Below are 19,179 nucleotides of genomic sequence, written 5' to 3'. Positions count from 1 at the left end.
ATAATGGGAATTAATTCATTTGTTGGAGGACGCTTATGAGCAAGTTTATTCTGTTTTTTGCCTTAACCTGGTTGACCGGAAGTCCGATTGTCGCCATCGTGATTTTGCTCCTCATTTTCTATTTCCTGGACCGGCGGTTTATCGGCATTTTCCCCAGCGTAACAAAGCCATTCAAACGTTTACGCAGCATCTCCCGTTTGCGGCAGCAGCTTGCGCTAAGCCCTTTTGACGTTTCTTCCAAACGCGAGCTTGCCCGTCTGCTGCTGGAACGAAAACGATATCGCGAAGCCTTCGGGCTGCTTGAGGATGTCAAGTCGTCCTCGGAAACCTCAGCCGAGTTTTGGAGCGATCTGGGTACGGCTTCATTGGGGCTGGGGCAACTTGAGGAAGGCGAAGAACAAATGCTTCGCGCGCTTTCTCTAAATGATCGCGTCAAATACGGACAGCCCTATCTTCAGCTCGCCTCCGCCTTTCGCGACAAGGACCCGCAAAAAGCGCTGGAGTACGCGGCCAAATTCGGGGAAATCCAGTCCTCCTCCAGCGAAGCCTACTATTTGCTCGCCGGCCTTTATCAGTCGCTCGGACGCAAGGAGGAAGCAAGACAGGCGCTCAATGAATCCATCGCCGTTTACCGCAGCTTGCCGAAATACAAAAAACGGCAGGAACGCAAGTGGGCGCTGCGCAGCCTGATTAAACGAAGCACTTTGAACTAAACGGCCGAATTAGAAAAACCGCCGGAGGAATCTGCTCCGGCGGTTTTTTGATATTCGAAATAGCGGTCATTTGTGGCGTTATTTTTGAGCTTTTCCCCCTCCTACGCAAAATAGCGGCACTTTGGGTCCTTATTTGGTAATAGTTCTTGGATAAAACCTTGTCCGTCTATACTCCTATACAAGAACTTAACTGAATCCAGGGCTTGATCCATTTCCACGAGATGCAAAAGTGCCGTTCAATTTCACTCAAATTTCCCGGAAATAGTTTATCAAATGCAAAACTGCAGTTCATTTTCGTTTAAAACAGTCTTTTTTATCAAACTGCGCCAAAACAGATGCATTTTTGCATTTCAATCGTCCCAAAGCAGGTGAATTCCTTCAAATGGAATGCACTTTTGCAGTTGATCCACACAGACCGTAAATAACTGCTCTCCGAGAATTAATCCTCATTCTCCTCGTCCACATTGTACACGCAGCGGAAACGCTCTTCGCCGTAAGGGCCGCCGCCAAGTCCGGTAATTTGAAAGCCGATGCTGCGGAAAAACTGGGCCCCCTCTTCGTCCGTGACCGAGGCGATGCTTTCCGGATTGGCATGAGACAAAGCCAGCAGCACCAATCCCCGGCCATACCCCTGCATCCGGTTCTCGGGCCGCACGACGAGATGAATGATTTCCAGCACGCGCGAGTCATTGACCCGAAAACCGATCAGCCCAACGACTTCGCCTTCGTCCTCATAACCGTACAATTGGCCGGCGCCGGAGCGGTACAGCGCTAGCGCCTCCTCCAGCGCATCGGGCTCCAAAACGACGGCGTATTCCAGCAGCTCGCGGATTTGCGGCTCGTCCACCCGCGAATTTATTGGTTTGAACATGCGGCCTCCTTGATTTCCGTATGCCCGTCATCGTAGCCGACGACAACCGTATCGGCAATTCCGACGAATAAACCGTGATCCACGACGCCGGTTATCGCTTTTAATTCCTCGGCCAGCACGGCCGGGTTTGCGATTTTGCCGAACGCGGCGTCTACGATATAGTTTCCGTTGTCGGTGACATACCGCTCCGCTCCCCGCATCCGCGTCTCAAACGGAACGCTGTAGCGTCTTTCGAGTTGCTTCAGCGTCCATTCATAGCAAAACGGCACAATTTCAATCGGCAGCTTGAATTGCCCCAGATGCGGCACGATTTTCCCGCTGTCGGCAATCACGATAAACCGTTCGCTATTCATGGCGACCAGCTTTTCGCGCAGCAGCGCGCCGCCGCCGCCTTTGATCAGCGAGAGCCCCGGGTCAACCTCGTCCGCCCCGTCGATGGCGATGTCCAGACGATCGACTTCGCCGGCCTGAAGCAGCGGAATATTATATTTTACGGCGAGCTCCTCCGAAGCGTTGGAAGTGGCGATAGCGCGGATGCGCAGTCCCTCGGCGACCATTTGGCCGATTTTCTCAATCGCGTAGTAGGCCGTGGAGCCGGTTCCAAGCCCTACCTTCATCCCGTCCTTAACCCACTCCGCCGCGCGGTACCCCGCCGCCTGTTTTGCATTCATATGATTCCCCTCCAAAAAATAATGGCCCTAACGCCTATGTAATACCTGTCCATTCATTCATGACACTCGCTTTTAATCATACCAAAAAAGCCCGCACAATAGAACAGCGGAGGCGATTTCCGCTCCGCTGTCCAGGCGCGAACCATATGGAGTTTAACCTTGATGCAGCGGCCGCGGCGCTTTCGTGGACCGGGAGACTCCGCCGCGCCCCGAATGGGGTTTAACCATCAGCAGAAGCAGCAGCATCCCCGCCAAAGCCACCCCCGCGATGGCAAAAAACATCGTCATATGCCCCCGCTTCATCAGCAGCGACATCACCGGCGGTCCGGCCGACACCCCGATAAAACGCATGCTGCTGTAGAGGGAAGTGATTGTGCCGCGCATTTCTTTGTCTATGCCTTCGGTAATCAGCGCGTCCTGGCTGGGGAGCACCATGCCGATCCCCGTGCCGCAAACGATCAGACAAGCGATGACGAAATAAATGTTATTGAAAAATCCGATGCCGAAGAGGGCCCCTGTAGCGAGCACCAGCCCCGCCACTCCCAGCCACTTCATGAGGATTTTGTTTTTCCCGATCTTTTTCCCGGTCAAATACGAGGCGAGGCATAAAGCGGCCAGCGGAACGGCCAGCACCAGACCTTTGATTACGCCGTGCAACCCGTGCTTGACTTCCAACTGCTCCGACAAGTAAAAAAGGACGCCGAACAGCAAAAACATGCAGATACCGCCGATGGCGAAAATGGCAAACAGCCACCGCCCCTTCAGCTTGAGCACTTCCTTGACCGCGCGCAAAAACTCGGGCAGCGGCTTCGCGTTGTCTCTTTCCTTCGGTTCCTTGACCAAAAACAGGACAAGCAGCAGCGAAATCAGGCAAAGCACCGGTATCGCCAGCAGCGGCACGTACCACATCCAAGCGCCCAAAAGCGCGCCAAGAATCGGGCTGAGCACCTTGCCGAACGTATTTGACGTTTCGATGACGCCGAGGTTATGGCTAACCTCCTCCTCGTCTTCAAACAGGTCGCCGACGAGCGGCAGCACGATCGGAAAGGCCCCCGCGGCTCCGATTCCCTGCAAAAAACGCCCGGCCAAAATCAGCCAATACACGGCGATGCCATCGGCAAACCAATCGGCAACGCCCGACACGGCGCCGCCGATCCCGGCAAGGATCAGGCTGGGAATGATGATCGCTTTGCGGCCGAATTTATCCGACAGATAACCGGCCACGGGGATCAACAAAATCGCGACAACCGCATACACCGTAATCAGCATGCTGACCTGAAACGAAGTGACGCGGAGCGCACGGGCAATTTCCGGTAAAATCGGGATCAGCATGGAATTTCCCAGCGTCATGATGAGCGGTATCGAAGCCAACGCAATCAAATCGCCTTTTTTGCTAACCATAAGGTCATCCGCCGTCCTTCCGTATAACGTATATAACCGACCCGGTTAGTGTATTAATTTACGGCGAAATTATACCTGCTAAAGGGTTACTCCGTTTTTGAAAATGGCAATCTCCCGAAATCCGTTTTTCTCGTTATTAACCAACCTGCCGCTGGCGATATCGATAATGAAGCCGAGAAATTCGTCCAGCACCCGATCCGGATCCCCTTCCTCAACCAGAACGCCGGCATTGTAATCGATCCAATGCGGTTTTTCGCGATACAATGCCGAATTGGTCGATACTTTTACCGTCGGCACAAATGTGCCGAACGGGGTGCCGCGGCCGGTCGTGAACAGAACCAGCTGGCATCCCGCAGCCGCCAGCGCCGAAGCCGCAACCAAGTCGTTGCCGGGCGCGCTTAGTAAATTGAGGCCTTTCGTTTTCAGGCGTTCGCCGTACCGAAGAACGTCATTGACCGGAGAAATTCCCGACTTCTGCGTACAGCCCAGCGATTTATCCTCCAGCGTCGTAATGCCTCCCGCTTTGTTGCCCGGCGAAGGATTTTCGTAAACCGGCTGCTTGTAATCGAGAAAATATTGCTTGAAGTCATTAATCAGTTCCACGATTTTGCCGAATACCTCTTCATCCTTGGCGCGTTCCATCAAAATCGTTTCGGCCCCGAACATTTCCGGCACCTCCGTCAGCACCGTCGTCCCGCCCTGGGCCGCCATATAATCCGAAAGGCGCCCCAGCAGCGGATTGGCCGTAATCCCCGACAGCCCGTCGGAACCCCCGCATTTCAGCCCGATGTTAAGCGCGGACAGCGGAACGGTCTCCCGGCGGTCTTCGCGCGCGGCCTCATAAATCTCTTTAAGCAGCCGTACTCCTTCGCCAACCTCGTCGGACACTTCTTGCGAGACAAGAAATTTTACCCGGGAAGCGTCGTAATCGCCCAAAGCCTCTTTAAATTCGCTCATCGTGTTGTTTTCGCAGCCTAATCCCAGGACCAGCACGCCCCCGGCATTCGGATGTTTTACGGCGTCGGCCAGCATCGTCCGGGTATGGACATGGTCGTCGCCAAGTTGAGAGCAGCCGTAATTGTGCTTCAGAACAAGCGCGTTCTCAAACGGCAGGGTCGAGCCGACTTCCTGGATAAAAGCGGACAATATCAGGTCGGCCACCCCGTTCACGCACCCCACGGTCGGCACGATCCACAGCTCATTGCGGATGCCTACGCTGCCGTCCTTCCGTTTGTACCCCTCAAAGCTTCGATTCTCGAAGGAATACGGATTGGGCGCGATTTTTGGAGTGTATCTGTAATCCTCCACGCCCGTCAAGTTCGTTTTCGTATTATGCGTATGCACGTGGCTGCCGGGGGCGATGTCCCGTGTGGCATGGCCGATCGGATAGCCGTATTTGATCACATTTTCGCCGTTAAAAATCGGGGTGAGCGCAACCTTATGCCCCCGTCCGATCGCTTCCGTCAATTCGATGTCGCGCCCGTCGACGCTGAGCGTTTCGCCGGGGGTGTAATCCCGAAGCGCAACGGCCACATTGTCTCGTTCGTGAATCCGGATATACTCTTTCATTCGCAGCCCCTCCCGGTCATTGCTCGGCACCGGCGGATGCCCCAAGCAAATCTTCCAGCGCCCGTACCATACCTGCCGATTCGATATGATATAAATCTTCCGCCAATTGGCCGGCCAGCCCGTTCACCTCGTTCAAATCCATGCCCCAGCGTTCCTTCGAGGCAAGAACCTCGGCCACAAGACGCCGGACGGCTTCACGGGAACCGTCGCAAACCCGCCACAATGCGGCAAATTGATCCAGCACATCCCGGTCGTCCGCAAGCTCGATCGGCTCCCCGCCGCGTTTTCCTTTGTAGAACGCCAGCAGCGCGGCGAACGCAAACGTAAGCTTCCTTGGCAATTTCCCCTGCTCTTTGGAATAGGTTAGCAATGTCGGCAGGTCCCGGGTTTTGAATTTGGACACGGAATTCAGCGCAATGCTCATTAAGTAATGGCGGACAAAAGGATTGCGGAACCGTTCAAGCACCGCCGCCGCGAACGACTGCAGTTCCTCCTTCGGCAGCTCCAGGGTGGGAATGATTTCGTCATAAATCAGCGACTCTACGAATTTTCCGACGACCGGGTGATCGACGCTTTCGCCCACCGTGTCTAGCCCGTAAAGGTAAGCCACCGGGGTTAAGGCGGTATGCGCCCCGTTCAGTATTCTCACTTTGCGGGTCCGGTACGGAGTCATATCGTCCACCACCAGCACTTGCAGTCCCGCAAGCTCCGCCGGAAATTCCTCCTTGATCCATTGCGGCCCCTCGATCACCCACAGATGGAACTGCTCCCCCACAACGACAAACCGGTCCTCATACCCCAGCTCTTCCGTAATTTCCCCGATCCGTTCCTTCGGATACCCCGGCACAATCCGGTCGACCAGGCTGCAGCAAAACGTGTTGGCTTCATGCAGCCAGTTTACAAAATCGGCGCCCAGGTTCCAAAGTTCGGCATACTTCAGCACGATCGCTTTCAGCTCATCGCCGTTGCGGTCGATAAGTTCGCAAGGAATGATAATGAAGCCTTTGGACCGGTCGCCGCCAAAGTATTGGTAACGGCGGTGCAACAACGCGGTCAATTTGCCGGGATAGCTGGATTGCGGCTGATCCTCCAGCCGGTCCGCCGGGGCAAAAGCGATCCCCGCCTCCGTCGTATTGGAGATAATAAAGCGCAGATCGGGATTTTCCGCCAGTTTGGCATAAGCCTCGTATTCGCTGTAGGGATTGATGCCCCGGGCCACCGACTCGATCAATGAATGCTCCCGGACAGGGCGTCCCTCCTTCATCCCTTCCAGATAAACGGTATAAAGTCCGTCCTGCTCGTTCAGCGCCTCGGCCAGCCCGGCCGGCAGAGGTTGGACGATTACTACGTTTCCGTTAAAACCGGTTTTCTTGTTCATGATATCGATCTGCCAATCGACAAAAGCCCGCAAAAAGTTGCCTTCCCCAAACTGCAGCACTTTCGCCGGACGAACAGCGCGCCCCGGCGCCATAGCTTGCGTTAATCGATTCATCTTAAAACTCCTCCATCGCATCAGACTATAAGATCATTCGAATATATATTGATTCATAATTGAACACGTTAACATATTAACAAACTATTAAAGTAAATCAATCGAATCATCAATATGTTCACAAATTATGCACACGTTAAAATAAGCCGGCGATTGGACGACCGGTTACAGCTAAGCAACCGGTCCAACCTAAAGTTAAATCGCCTCCAGCCCAGCCGGCTTAGCGGTGGAATTCCGCCGCATCAGCTCCGTCTTCAGGAACAGCGTCTCTCCCGCGGCCGACGGATCGTCGATCAGCCGAAGCAGCTTACGCGCGCCCTCGGCGCTGATCTCTTCGATCGGCCGTTTAATGGTGGTCAGCGACGGCGTGGTGAACTGCGCAAACTCAATATCGTCAAAGCCGATCACCGAGATGTCCTCCGGCACTCTTTTTCCCCGCTCAAACGCGGCTTTCATCGCCCCGATCGCCATATCGTCATTGGCGCAGAACACGGCGGTGGGAGGCTGCTCGAGCTTAAGCAAATCCAGCATGGCCTGGAACCCGCTTTCCATATCATAACGCCCATGCACAAAATAATCGCCGACGATCGGAATGCCGCTGTCGATCAGCGCATTCAGCAGTCCTTCCCTTCTTTGCTGCGTCGACTTGAATCCCTCGACTCCTTCGATCATGGCGATGCGCGTATGGCCTGCGGCGATCAGATGTTTTCCCGCCGCGTACGCCCCTTCCTTGTCATCCGACAAAATATTGATAATCCGCGAATCCGCCACTTGGCGGTTCAGGACCACGAGCGGAATCTCCTGCTGCAGCACATGGTAAATAAACGCGTTGTCCGACTCGCTTTGACTCATCACGATAATGCCGTCAAACCGTTTGCGGTGGATCGAGGCATAATCCGCGTAATCTTCGATGCCGCGCGTAAACAAATTGTATTCGACATCGATCACCTGATTGACGCCGCTCATCGCGTCGGCAAAAAAGCTCGAGGAGGTCCCTCTTTTTAAACTGGTAAAAAACAGGCCGATCGTGTACGACCTCTGCATCACCAGGCTTTTGGCGTTGACGTTTGGCGTATAGTTCATTTGCGCCGCGAGTTCCATTATTTTACGTTTCGTTTCTTCCTTGATGAACGGGCTGTTGTTCAAAGCCCGGGATACCGTTGTATGGGATACGTTCGCCAGCTTGGCGAGATCTTTAATCGTTACTGTCATACGAATGAGCCCTCTCTTATCAAGCATCCTGTACTTGCCGTATTTTCTTTTAACAATAGCATAATCCGGGCAAGCAGATAAACGCCTCATAAGACTTGGGGAACACATTCACACATTTTTCTTATTTGCCGGCCGCTTGCAGCTCCTGTACGATCTGCTCGTGTTTTTTGTCCGTCAGTTTATACATGTAACCGATGACCAGCGCCGCCAGCGTTAAAGCCACCGCCGGATAGAGCAGCAGCAGTCCCTTGATGCCGACTAAAGTGCCCGCCTTCTGGGCCACATTGGGGACATACCCCACCAGCCAGAGACCGATCCCGGAAAGGAATCCGGACAGCGACTGCGCCAGCTTCCGCGAGAAGTTAAACAGCGAGTAGGTCGTTCCCTCTTTGCGTTCGCCGGACACCCATTCCCCGTAATCGATAATGTCGGAGACGAAGGCCCAGGTTACGCCGTTCGGAATGCTGATGCCGATAAAAGCTATGCTTGCGAGCACCGTAAAAACCACCACATTGGACGGCATAAAGAAGTTCAGCAGATCGGCGGCAACGCTGACGGCCATCCCGATCAAAGCCGTTTTCTTCTTGCCGAATTTAGCGACCAGCTTAGGCAGGAAAAGCACGCCGATAAAAGAAGAACCGATGATGATGAAGTTCATATAAGCCATGAGTTCCACATTGCCCAGGTTATATTCCGCGAAATACACCAGCATCGCCGATTTCAAGTTGTAGGCGGAAATCGTAAAAATCGTCATGAGCACCAAAACCAGCAGCGGTTTATTGGAGATGAAGGTGCGGACGATCGTCATGAAGGTCAGTTTTTCCTGCGGAGCCGTCTGTTTTACGATCCGCTCCTTGGTTCCGCGGTAGCAAAAGAAGAAGGCAATGACTCCGATGACGGACATCAGTCCCATCACGACCGGATACCCGATTTTTTCGTTCGGGAAGCGGACGATCAGCGGCATGACGACAACGCTCGTCACAAACAAAGCGCCCAGCGAGCCGGCTTGCCGGAAGGAAGACAGCGACGCCCGTTCTTTGGTGTCCTGCGTAATGGCCGCCCCCAAAGAACCGTAAGGAATATTTACGAAAGAATAGCCGATGCCCCAGATCATATAAGAAGCGTAAGCGTAAATCAAATTGCCGCCGGAAGATAATCCCGGGCTAATAAACGTCAGAACCGTCAGCACGGCAAGCACGAAGCTTCCATACAGCAAAAACGGTCTGAATTTGCCCCGGGGACCGATTTTTTTGCGGTAATCGATGGAAGAACCGACGATCGGATCAACAAAAGCGGCGAACAATTTGCTCACCAGAAAGATGCCCGCCGCCGCTTGCGAAGAAATTCCCGCGACGTCGGTAAAGTATTTCAACAAATACAATTGTCCAAGGTCAAACATGAATCCGTTTCCAAAGTCGCCCAAACCGTAGGAGATTTTCTCTTTTAATCCAATACCCTGATTTGGGCTTCCTGTGTTGTTCCGGGTTTTTGTTTGTTCAGCAACAGCCACTCCCATATGCTATCCTTCTTTCTATTTGTGTGAAATATATTTGTGAAAATATTCACTTGTAAATTTGCAATCAGCGGTATTTTCCGGTTTAAGCGACTTATTCGCAGCCTTTTGCCCTCTTTTGCGGTATTCACATTAGGGCAAAAGATAGCGGCAAAAGGCTTCGAACCGCCGCCCTTAACCCGGGAACGTCGCCATGGCCGGAAAAGCAAAATAGCGTTTGGCGTTTTCATAGCAAATATTTTGTACCATTTTGCCGAGCAGCTTCATATCATCCGGCGCTTCTCCCTGCTCCACCCAGTTTCCGAGCACCGCGCACAGCAATCTGCGGAAGTACTCATGCCGAGTATACGACAGAAAACTGCGGGAGTCTGTAAGCATTCCGACAAAGGCGGACAATACGCCCAAATTCGCCAGCGTCTTCATCTGCTCGGTCATCCCGTCGATATGATCGTTGAACCACCAGGCTGTTCCAAGCTGCATTTTTCCGGGAATGCCGGATTCCTGGAAGCTCCCCATCACACTGGCGAGAACCGGGTAATCGTTCGGATTCAGCGAATAAAGAATCGTCTTGGGAAGCGCGCCTTCGCGCTCGAGTCCGTCGAGCAAATCCGCAAGCGGCTTGGCAATCGCCCCGTCATTGATGGAATCGTATCCCGTATCCGGTCCCAGGCGGTTAAACATGCTCGTATTATTGTTGCGCAGCGCGTGAATGTGCAGCTGCATCGCCCAGCCGAGCTCCGCATAAAGCTTGCTCATATAGCGCAAGGTGTGCGATTTGTACATCGCTTCCTCTTCGGCCGTAACCTCTTCCCCGCGGAGCGCCTTGGCAAATATAGCGGCGGCTTCTCCGCGCGTCGCTTCCTTATACGCAAGCACATCGATCGCGTGGTCGGATACCCGGCCCCCGGCCGAATGAAAGAAGCGGATACGCGCTTCCAGCGCTTTAAGCAACTGGTCGTAATCGGCGATCGTTTCTCCGCTTACGCCGGACAGCTTTTCGATCCAGGGCAGGAACGTCGCGCGTTTGATCTCCAGCGCTTTATCCGGACGGAAACTTGGCAGTACAGCGGTTTCAAAACCGGCAAGCTCGCGGATCTTGAAATGGTATTCCAGCGAATCCGCCGGATCGTCCGTGGTGCAGACGACAGCCACCTTCGATTTCGTAATAAAATCCCGAGCGCCGAACCCTTCGCCTTGCAGTTGACGGTTTACTTTCTCCCAGATCAGCGGAGCCGTCTCTTCACTCAGCAGCTCGTATACCCCGAAAAAGCGCTGCAGCTCCAGATGCGTCCAATGATACAAAGGGTTGCCGATCAAGGTCGGCACGGTGCGGGCCCAGGCCAAAAACTTATCGTAATCGCTGGCCGCGCCGGTGATACACGCTTCGTCCACGCCGTTTGCGCGCATCACTCTCCATTTGTAATGGTCGCCGTAAAGCCAGGCCTCGGTAATGTTGGCAAACTGTTTGTTCTCATAAATTTCCTGGGGACTCAAGTGGCAATGGTAATCGATAATCGGCATGTCCTTGGCCCAATCGTGGTATAACCGTACGGCTGTTTCGGTGGAGAGAAGAAAGTTCTCGTCCATAAATTTCTTTACCACATCCGTATCCTCCCATTAGATATTGTTAACGTGAACAATTTAATTCAAAAAAAACAACTGCGCGCAGGTGTGGTGAGAAAAAAATCACATAATTGCCGGCAATATGATCATCTCAACTCTTAAATGTTCACGTTACCATTATATTGTATCCGTTTTGTTTCCGCGCGCAAGATTTTATTTGCAATCTATTGTTACAGAACTATGAATTCGCGTACAAAAAACGGACAACCAAGAGCTAAAAAAGCTGAACTACTGATCGAACGGAAAGAGGCAGCCTTCCCCGTCGATTCCATATTTTCAACTTAAATAGATGGGTTGTCCGTTTGATTCTCATTATCGCTATCCCGCTTTCGAAAAACCGCTTTATCCCGCTTCAGACAGGCTGCCGCTCGCTCACGTAAAGGGCGGCGTCCTGGCCGGTAACAAACGGGCTGGGCTCGCCAAGCGAGTAGATATATAGAAGGTGCATCGCCCGCGTACAGGCCGTATAGAACAGCTTCCGCTCGCTCTCCCGGGAATACTGGCCCGCCGACGCGTCATAGATCAGTACGGCGTCGAATTCGACCCCTTTGGCCAAATAGGCGGGGATTACCTGCACCCCTTTTTCAAAACCGAGCGTCGTCTTCTTCACCAGCTTCGGCGGCGCGGGCAACAGCGGCTCCAGCGCCCGCTGGACCTCCGCGCTCTGCTCGGCCGTTTTGCAAATGACCGCCACCGACTCGTATCCTTCTTCCGCCAGGCGTTTCAATTCCTCCGCTATAGCCCGGAGCAGCCCTTCCCGGGTGTCCAGAACCGTTACGCGCGGACGCTCCCCGCTCCGGTTAAATGGAACGATGTGCTCTCCGCCCGGAACCATGCCCCGCGTAAATTCGACGATCTCCTTGGTGGAACGGTAGCTGCGCGTCAGCGAAATGACCTCGGTTTCCTCTGGACCGTACAGGTCCACCAAAAGGCCGGATTCCTGCAGCACGGAGCCGTGCGCGTAGATCGCCTGGTTGAAATCGCCCAAAGCCGTGATCTTGGCCCGCGGGAACAGCCGCTTCAGGAAAAACAGCTGAAATGCCGAATAATCCTGGGCCTCGTCGATGATGACATGGCGGATGGACGTATTGGATCTGAAGCCCAGGAGCAGCTCCTTCAGATACAATAGCGGCGTGATGTCCTCGTAAAACAGCTCCCCTTCGGCGATTTTCCGCAGCGTCTGGGAACAAATCTCATCCCAGCGCTCCGGCAAAGCTCCCGGATGCACTTCGCGGAACAAGGAAACGTCGCTGAACAGCTGCGTGTACAGCCGGGTCACATCGACGAAGCGCAGCGATTTCACCCATTTCCGCAGCGGCTTGAGCCGGTCGCTCACGACCATTTTGGCCAAGATCGTTTTTTCGTCCTCGTAGTCGCTGAAGGAATCTCCCTTCCCCTGATTTTTGCGGCGCATCCGCTGGTAAGCGCGCTGGTAATCCTCGGTGTCGAGAAGTTGAATCTGCTCCTCGACCCACGGCTGGTTCAGCTCGTTTTTGCCGAAAGCGGCCAGTTCTTTAAGCAGCCACTCCTTCAGCAGTTCGCAGCGGTTGGCGAGCCGGATCGCCGGATCGTAACCGTAAAATTGCGCGGCGATCGCCTCCGCGCCGATCACCTCGCGCCCTTGAAACCGCAGCGGCTTGAACTTCATCGCCTTCTTCTCCAGCAGCTCTTTGTAGCGGGCAATCGCCTCCAGGTATTGAACGGACGATTTGAAGCGGATGGCGTCGATCCGCGCTTGATAAGCCTCGTCTTCCCTCGCGGACAAGACATATTCGATCTGGACGAACGGATCCTCAAGCTGGAAATCCCGGCCCAGCCGGTGCTCGAGGTATTCCTGGAACGTCGTTTGCTGCATGTTCTCTTCCCCAAGCTCGGGCAGTACCGTCGATACATAGCTGTTAAACATCGGATTTGGAGAAAACAAAATCATCTGATCCGCCTGCAGCACGTCGCGGTGCTTATACAGCAAATAAGCGACGCGCTGCAAGGCCGCCGACGTTTTGCCGCTGCCCGCGGCTCCCTGCACGATCAGCATCCGGCTGCGATCGTTGCGGATGATGCGGTTCTGCTCCCGCTGGATCGTGGCCACGATGCTTTTCATCTGCGCGTCGGAGCTGCGCCCAAGCACCTGCTGCAGCAGCTCGTCCCCGATCGTCACGCCCGTGTCGAACATAAGCCTCAGTTCGCGTCCGCGGATGACGAACTGCCGTTTAAGCTTCATCTCGCCCGATATGGTCCCCGACGGGGTTTCATAAGAAGCCGGCCCGGGCACGCTGTCATAATACAGGTTGGAGATCGGCGCCCGCCAATCGTAAACGAGAAATGTCTCGTCTCCGTCTTCCAGCAGGGAGGCAATGCCCAAATAGATCGCCTCGGCCGCGGCTTCTCCTGCTTCGGCGAAATCGATGCGGCCGAAATAAGGCGACTCTTTCAGCCGCTTCATTTTTCCGAGCATGGTGGAAGCGTGCAGGTGGCTTTTTTCCCGCTCCGCGAGCACCTGGGATTGCTGCCGCAAGCTCGTGGACGTTTCCCCCACATCATCGGCCTCGCTGAAATTGACGGTCACTTCATCCCAAAAATCTTTGCGCATGGCAACGACATCCCCGCGAACCGAACCGACCTCCCGCTCCAGTTTGCGGATTCTGGCGTCGATTTGATCGGCGACATATTCTATGCGGCGCTGCTCTTCAAGCCAAGCCTGGTCTTTATTGTCCAATTCAATCGCTCCCTTGGTTTCGTTCAGACTATTGACAATCAAATAAATACATGATATAATCTAAAAGGATGAACATTTTTATTTCATTCTATTTGCAGTCCGTTTTTTATTGTATCAACTTTGCCCTTAATTTTCAATCTATGTATTATTTTTTCCGTCATGAAAGTCCTGCCGCTTTGGCAGGACTTTTCTGCGTTATGCGCCGAAATCTTACTCCCCCGCGGCCGCGCCGGCATGGTCCGCCAGCCTGTTCAGCCTCTCCAGCTGATGGCCGTATTCGTACATTTCCGCCGATACGATCGACAACCGCAATACCCCGGTCCGCTCCGCCGCGTACCTGTCCAGCATCCGCCGCAAAAACGCGTCGTTTTCCTGTTCGAACTGCATGGCCTCCCCGTAATTGGGCTTCAGTTTGTCATCGAATTTCAGCATGATATGCTCGTGGAACTTGGTTAGCTTCTCCAAGTGCTCATCGAATTCCCGGTTCAGCTCCGGGGAACGGACCGCCTGAAAATAATGCTGGTCCACCGCATTCAGCACCTCGAAGCCCTTGCGCAGGGCGCTGAGCATCTGTTTGTAGACGACGAGTTGGCGATTGTCGCTGAACTTCGGCTTGCGCAGCTTCTTTTTCTCCTCTTCCATCAGCTTGTACTTGTCCGACAGCGAACCTATCGTATCCTCCAGCGTTCTTTTTTCGCTGCGGAACACCGTCTCCTTCATCTCGTCGGAAATCGCCGTCCGCAGCAGCAGCGACAGCTGGTCGAACGTCTCCCGGACCTGCCGCTCGAACTGTACCTTCGGTTTGGGCGGGAGAACAAGAATGTTAATGATAAACGCGGACAGGATGCCGATCATACTCAGCGCAAAACGGTTTAGCGCAAACTCCCACTGCCCTGAAGCTTCCATCACCGATACGACCGTAACCAGCGTCAAGCCTATCGTATCCCCCATTTTGAGCTTCAAGCAGATCATGATGACCAGAACACAGATTAATCCGACGGCGATCGGTTCATTGGAAAACAGCATTCCGCCCAGCATCGCCAAAACGGCGCCCAGCGTATTCGTTTGCAGTTGGTCGATCAAATAGCGCCAGGAACGGTAAATCGTCGGCTGCATCGCAAAAATCGCCGCAACCGCCGCGATGACGGGGGAAGACAGATTCAGCAGCACGCCGGCATATAAAGCCAGCGTTACGGCAATGCCCGTTTTGAGCATTCTTGGACCAAATGTCACGGATAATTCCTCCCATGATCAACAACATTTCGTATATTTTATCCCTTCTCAGCCTGAAAACCTGACTTATTCAACTCGCGCTTTAAGCGGAATTTTATGAAATATTAAGCTTCCATTAAGATACTTGGCGCGATTTTTGGTCAAGACTGATGGAGGCGAGGACCAAATTATTCTAAACGAAGAGGTGAAGAAAGTCTATGGTTAAGCAGAAACGAAAACCTTTTGCGATGAAAAGCGCCCTGGCCATCCTGTTGGGCTGCAGCCTCGCGGCGGCGGCCATCCCCGCGTACGCGGAAGAGGCGACAGCCCTTGCAGGCCAAACGCAGGAGCCCCCGCAACCCCCAAGCCCCAAGCCAAACGAATCGCGGTTTCACCATCACCGCGGCCACTTCCGCGGCGGCCATATCGTCAAGGAAACGGCCGAAATGCTGGGCATGGAACCCATGGCATTGGTGGAGCAGCTGAAACAAGGCAAAACGCTCCTGCAGGTCGTTCAAGCGCAAAAGGGCTGGAGCGAAGAAGAGTATCTGAAAAAGCTGACCGAGACCGCCAACCGGAACATTGACCAAGCGGTCGCCGAGGGCAAGCTTGACCGGGATAAAGCAGACCGCATCAAAGCGCAACTTCCGGAAAAGCTGAAAAAAGCGATCAACCGTTCCTGGAAGGACCGGATGCCCGGGCATCCCGCGGCAGACTATCAGAACAACCAGGTGAAGTGGAAAAATTAAGTCTGAACGAAAAGGCGATAGAAAACCGCTGGACACATCATCCAGCGGTTTTCAAAATGCCTCGCGCGGATTACTTTTCCTTGACCGGTTTCGGCAGGCTTCGCTTAGGCAGCGTTTTTCCGACCGGCACTTCCATAATATCGAGCAGGAACATGAAAATCGGCACCCCGACAATCAACCCCCATACGCCCAGAAAGTGCTCGGAAACGAGCAAAATCATAAACGTGTAAAAAATCGGCAGATGCGTTTTGTTGGACATGAATTTTGGATTGAGGAAATACGTTTCCACCGCATGCACCACGGCCACCATCACGAGCACGTAGATGATTTTGACCACACCGCCGATTTTAAAGGCGATCGCGCACAGCGGAACCAGCGATACGATCACGCCCATAACCGGGACCAGACCGAGCAAGAAGATCATAATCGCCAAGGCGAACAAATTCGGGAATCCGAAAATCCACAAAAATATGGTCGATAGGATGCAGTTGACGAGGGCGATCAAAAATTGCACTTCGATCACTTTCCCGAAGGACTGCACGAATTTTTTGCCGAAATACTCCAGTTCCTTAAATAGGCCGCCCACACGGCTCTCCCGGAATTTCACCGTAAAGTTCGTTACTTTTTCCTTTTCCAGCAGGAAGAATAAGCTGAGAATGATCGCGACAAACAAATTCAGGCTCCATTTGCCGATGTCCGACAACGTGCTGAGCAGGAAATCGACCCCGTTATGGATGTAAGCGGACAAATCGAAATCCTTCAAGTACTCCACTACGTAATTCAGGATGGTGTTATCCGGAAATTCGGGCGGGTTCGCATAAAAGGACATGACCTGGTTGACCAGATCTGTCAGTTCCACGGTAAACACCGGCAAATAGTAGTAAAGCGCGACGCCCAAAAGCGAGATCATGACAAGATAAATGAACACCAGGGTCACGGCCCGATTGATGCGGATGACCTTCGCCACGTTGCGGCTGATAAAATTGTGCAGCCGATTGATCAAATAAGTGAGGATAAAAGTGATCAAAAGCATATTAAGCATGCTGCGGGCAAAATACAGCACGAGGACGACAAACAGCAGAGCCAGCGCTCTGCGGAATCCCGCCATTTGAAAAAGCTCTCTAAAAAACGTCATTATCGGCTACCTGCTCCTTCGTCGGTCGGATAAAAAACTAAAAAAACCTCTGACGTTAATCTTAAGCGAGGCTTTGCCACTTTGCAAATGCAAATGCCTAAAAATTAGGTAAATTCATTGTAAAATTTTCATTGACCGCATTGGCCGCCTGATTTCATGCTTTATCGTACCGCAGATTCAAAGTTTTGATGCGTTGCCTCGGCCTATTGCATCTCATAAGGGTTCGGCATATAATTTCGTAAAACGTAAAAGCGACGATGAAGGAGAAGAGTAAGGGGAAACGCCCTGTCAGGGACGGCGGTGCCATAGACTGAAAGCACCCCGCAGGAGACGCCCCGCCGAAGTTCGCTCCCGAGTCGACCTCTGAACTTCCGGGCGCTCCGGCCAGTAGGAGGATCCGGCCGCACGCCGTTATCCGTGCCCGAAGCCGAGCAACCAAAGTTGTCTAACGAGGGTGGTACCGCGGAATCGCTTGTATTCCGTCCCTTGATGGACGGCTTTTTTTGTTTATTTGGCACTTATTTTTGAACAATCTAAAAAAGGAGAGAGCAAAGTGAGCGAAGCCTTAAACAAACTGCGCCAACAGCTGGACGCCATCAACGATGAGCTGCTGCGCCTGCTGAACGAACGCGCCGCCGTCGTCCGCGAAATCGGCGAAATCAAGGAAAAACAGGGGGTCCCCAAATTTGACCCCGTCCGCGAAAGAGCGATGCTGGAGGAGCTGACGCGCCGCAATCCCGGCCCCTTCAAAGATGCGGCGGTCAAGCATATTTTCAAGGAAATTTTCAAAGCCTCGCTGAACCTTCAGGAGGAAGACCATACCAGACAACTGATCGTCAGCCGGAAAAAACAGCCGGAGGATACGGTCCTCGACGTCAAGGGCAATATCATCGGCGGAAGCGCGCAGGTGATGGTCGCCGGGCCGTGCTCGGTCGAATCTTACGAGCAGCTGCGCACCGTCGCGGCCGCCTTGAAAGCGGCCGGCGTCAAAATCATGCGCGGCGGAGCTTATAAGCCGCGTACCTCCCCGTACGACTTCCAGGGGCTCGGCGTCGACGGGCTCAAAATGCTGAAGGAAGTCGCCGATGAATTCGGGCTGGCCACGATCAGCGAAATCGTTCACCCCGCCCATATCGAGCTGGCCGAACAATATATCGACGTGATCCAGATCGGCGCGAGAAACATGCAAAATTTCGAGCTGCTCAAAGCCGCCGGCGAAGCGCGCATCCCGGTGCTGCTCAAGCGCGGGATATCGGCGACGCTGGAGGAGTTCGTACATGCCGCGGAATATATCGCGGTCAGCGGCAACACCCGCGTGATGCTGATCGAACGCGGCATCAGAACGTACGAGAAGTGGACGCGCAACACGCTCGATATTTCCGCGGTTCCGCTGCTCAAGCAGGAAACGCACCTGCCGGTTCTGGTCGACGTCAGCCATTCCACCGGGCGGAAGGACATCCTGCTCCCCTGCGCCAAAGCGGCGCTGGCCGCCGGAGCGGACGGCATTATGGTCGAGGTGCACCCCGATCCGCAAACCGCCTTGTCCGATGCCGCGCAGCAGCTCGATATTCCGCAGTTCGAGCAGCTTTGGGCCGGAATCCGCGAATCCGGACTGTTTAAGGAATGATCAGGCAGATAAGAAAAACGCCTGCCGGCGTCCTTTTATGACTCTGACTTCTAAGTTGGAGCGATTGGAGGGATAGGGATGGGGATGGGTTTTCACCCTATACCCATTCCCTCTTTCTGTCCTACTACGTACGAGTACCGTTACCCTTCTATTAAGAGCCGAAGCGCCGTGGACTGAGGCTATTTCTAGTCTGTGGACAAAATTATGATTTTGACTCTATTGATTCAGTATGCTGGACTGAGGCGGCTGAGGTAAGTGCAAAGATGGGGGGCTATAGCGTTCGTGACTTGGAGTCCCCGCGTGCTGCTTTGCACGATTATTCCTTTTGTTCAGGGAGGGCAGTATCCCCCCATTCGAGTGCGGAAGGTGCAAGCATCAAACATGGGCTTTTAGTCGGCACGATATTTGAAGGAATCCGACTCCTCTGTTGAAGTGGTTCGAGCCCCTGGATGTGTTCCTGCTGCATGGCGGCATCTCAGCGATGCGGCTGCGCCAGCTGATCGGGGCACCTACAAGGCACCTCCAACCGAATCAGCCCCTTGCGGCTGCAGCCTGATAGAAATGCTTTTTAACGGTACGGACGTTACTGCAAACGGATTCAGGATGCAGCAAAATCACGTTTTTTTCTTGTTCCGGTGTCTCGCCCCATCCCTTCTGTCAAATTTGCTTTACTTC

Annotated in this window: 14 protein-coding genes; 3 read left to right on the top strand and 11 right to left on the bottom strand. The window is 53.6% G+C overall.

Features of this window, described 5'->3' with window-relative positions:
• Positions 1-35 precede the first annotated feature (35 nt).
• Positions 36-713, top strand: coding sequence for a tetratricopeptide repeat protein (locus tag NYE74_RS16890; RefSeq protein ID WP_036622145.1), 678 nt, complete (start codon positions 36-38; stop codon positions 711-713).
• 439 nt (positions 714-1,152) lie between these two features.
• Here the strand turns inward: NYE74_RS16890 and NYE74_RS16885 are convergent, their stop codons facing one another.
• The 10 genes from NYE74_RS16885 to NYE74_RS16840 form a co-directional block, all read right to left on the bottom strand.
• Entirely contained in the window at positions 1,153-1,584 is a 432-nt protein-coding gene (locus NYE74_RS16885; protein ID WP_036622143.1) for a GNAT family N-acetyltransferase, read from the bottom strand.
• Positions 1,569-2,255, bottom strand: a complete 687-nt coding sequence (rpiA, locus tag NYE74_RS16880) for a ribose-5-phosphate isomerase RpiA (RefSeq protein WP_036622142.1) — start codon at positions 2,253-2,255, stop codon at positions 1,569-1,571. The genes NYE74_RS16885 and rpiA overlap by 16 nt, the downstream gene beginning before the upstream one ends.
• A gap of 153 nt (positions 2,256-2,408) precedes the next feature.
• Positions 2,409-3,656 (bottom strand): MFS transporter, encoded by a 1,248-nt coding sequence (locus NYE74_RS16875; protein ID WP_341004979.1) that lies wholly within the window; start codon positions 3,654-3,656, stop codon positions 2,409-2,411.
• A gap of 78 nt (positions 3,657-3,734) precedes the next feature.
• Positions 3,735-5,225, bottom strand: coding sequence for a UxaA family hydrolase (locus NYE74_RS16870; protein ID WP_036622138.1), 1,491 nt, complete (start codon positions 5,223-5,225; stop codon positions 3,735-3,737).
• 16 nt (positions 5,226-5,241) lie between these two features.
• The gene (locus NYE74_RS16865) at positions 5,242-6,717 is read right to left on the bottom strand and encodes a tagaturonate reductase (RefSeq protein WP_082207742.1); all 1,476 of its coding nucleotides are present in this window, start codon (positions 6,715-6,717) and stop codon (positions 5,242-5,244) included.
• 195 nt (positions 6,718-6,912) lie between these two features.
• Positions 6,913-7,929, bottom strand: coding sequence for a LacI family DNA-binding transcriptional regulator (locus tag NYE74_RS16860; protein WP_036622137.1), 1,017 nt, complete (start codon positions 7,927-7,929; stop codon positions 6,913-6,915).
• 121 nt (positions 7,930-8,050) lie between these two features.
• A complete protein-coding gene (locus NYE74_RS16855; RefSeq protein WP_328271304.1) occupies positions 8,051-9,445 on the bottom strand; it encodes an MFS transporter in 1,395 nt (464 codons plus the stop codon).
• Positions 9,446-9,616: 171 nt separating this feature from the next.
• Positions 9,617-11,044 (bottom strand): glucuronate isomerase, encoded by a 1,428-nt coding sequence (uxaC, locus tag NYE74_RS16850; RefSeq protein WP_240751837.1) that lies wholly within the window; start codon positions 11,042-11,044, stop codon positions 9,617-9,619.
• A gap of 373 nt (positions 11,045-11,417) precedes the next feature.
• Positions 11,418-13,781 (bottom strand): RNA polymerase recycling motor HelD, encoded by a 2,364-nt coding sequence (gene helD / locus NYE74_RS16845; protein WP_341004976.1) that lies wholly within the window; start codon positions 13,779-13,781, stop codon positions 11,418-11,420.
• A gap of 210 nt (positions 13,782-13,991) precedes the next feature.
• A complete protein-coding gene (locus NYE74_RS16840; protein WP_036622133.1) occupies positions 13,992-15,014 on the bottom strand; it encodes an FUSC family protein in 1,023 nt (340 codons plus the stop codon).
• Between the two features lie 197 nt (positions 15,015-15,211).
• Between NYE74_RS16840 and NYE74_RS16835 the strand changes: the two genes are divergently transcribed.
• Positions 15,212-15,742, top strand: a complete 531-nt coding sequence (locus NYE74_RS16835; RefSeq protein WP_051985395.1) for a hypothetical protein — start codon at positions 15,212-15,214, stop codon at positions 15,740-15,742.
• A 70-nt stretch (positions 15,743-15,812) separates the two neighbouring features.
• On the opposite strand, the gene NYE74_RS16830 is transcribed toward NYE74_RS16835, so the two are convergent.
• Positions 15,813-16,877, bottom strand: coding sequence for an AI-2E family transporter (locus NYE74_RS16830; protein WP_036622132.1), 1,065 nt, complete (start codon positions 16,875-16,877; stop codon positions 15,813-15,815).
• Between the two features lie 553 nt (positions 16,878-17,430).
• On the opposite strand from NYE74_RS16830, the gene NYE74_RS16825 reads away from it, so the two are divergent.
• Positions 17,431-18,504, top strand: a complete 1,074-nt coding sequence (locus NYE74_RS16825; RefSeq protein WP_036622130.1) for a bifunctional 3-deoxy-7-phosphoheptulonate synthase/chorismate mutase — start codon at positions 17,431-17,433, stop codon at positions 18,502-18,504.
• Positions 18,505-19,179 lie beyond the last annotated feature (675 nt).

Source organism: Paenibacillus sp. FSL P4-0127, assembly GCF_038007325.1.
Classification (GTDB): Bacteria; Bacillota; Bacilli; order Paenibacillales; family Paenibacillaceae; genus Fontibacillus; species Fontibacillus macerans.
The sequence above is the reverse complement of the archived record's forward strand: the minus strand, read 5'-3'. Positions and strand labels throughout refer to the sequence as shown.